This is a genomic window from Mycobacterium sp. ABE4_509 (assembly GCF_056160785.1).
Window position 1 is genome coordinate 1 of sequence record NZ_JBSWXU010000301.1, and the last position, 1,186, is coordinate 1,186.

Annotated in this window: 1 pseudogene; it reads left to right on the top strand. The window is 74.9% G+C overall.

The annotated features are described in order from the left end of the window. Positions 1-1,186 (top strand): annotated as a pseudogene (locus tag ACXAID_RS28145) (PE family protein); the annotation flags it as partial.

A 1,186-nucleotide genomic window follows, 5' to 3' on the forward strand; every position in this document is an offset into this window, starting at 1 on the left:
CAGCGGGTGCGGCCGGTGGCGACGGAGGCAACGGGGGACTGTTCGGAAGCGGCGGTTCCGGTGGGGCCGGCGGCAGGGGCGGCGACGGCATCGTCGGGAGCGCGGTCTCCCTGGACGGCGGGGCCGGTGGTATCGGCGGCAGTGGTGGCGCCGGGGGACCCCTGGGGGCCGGTGGAGTCGGCGGCAGTGGTGGCACCGGTGGTGATGGTGCGCGTGGCGCTGATGGTGAGTCCCCGGGTGAGTCGGGTCAGGCCGGTGGCGCCGGGGGTGCTGGTGGCGCCGGCGGTGTGGGTGGTGTCGGTAGTCAGGTCGGCGTTGATGGTGTTGATGGTGTCGGGGGTAATGGCGGGGCTGGGGGTGATGGTGCTCGGGGTGCTGACGGGGTTGATGCCGGGCAGTCGGGCCTAGGCGGTGGTGCCGGGGGTGCTGGGGGTGCCGGGGGTGCCGGTAGCCAGGACGGTGTCGGTGGTGCCGGCGGCCATGGTGGCGCCGGTGGTGCGGGCGCCCGGGGTGCCGACGGCGTCGACGCTGGTGAGTCGGGCCAAGACGGTGGTGCCGGGGGTGTCGGTGGTGCTGGCGGTGTTGGTGGTGCTGGTAGCCGGGACGGCGCGGATGGTGTTGATGGTGTCGGGGGTAATGGCGGGGCTGGGGGTGATGGTGCTCGGGGTGCTGACGGGGTCGATGCCGGTGAGTGGGGTCAGGCCGGTGGTGCCGGTGGCGCGGGCGGTGTCGGCGGTACGGGAAGCCAGGACGGTGTCGGGGGAGTCGGCGGCAACGGTGCCCGTGGTGGTGACGGTGCGCGTGGCGCCGATGGTGACTCGTCGGGCGACTCGGGTCGGCGGGGCGGTAGTGGCGGCGCTGGGGGTGATGGCGGTCTGGGTGGTGTTGGCAGCCAGGACGGTGCGGACGGTGTCGGCGGTGCCGGAGGTAGTGGTGCCCGCGGCGGCGACGGTGCCGACGGTGCCGACGGCGGTGGACTGAACGTCTCGGGCGAACGCGGCGGCGACGGCGGCCATGGTGGTGACGGCGGCCTGGGTGGTACCGGCAGCCTGGACGGCGCAGACGGTGCCGGCGGCGCCGGTGGAGATGGCGGTGCCGGTGGCGCCGGCGTCACCCGGAACAACGATGGCCGGGGCACCAACGGTGCCAATGGCGGTGCCGGCGGCAACGGCGGCAACGGCGACAC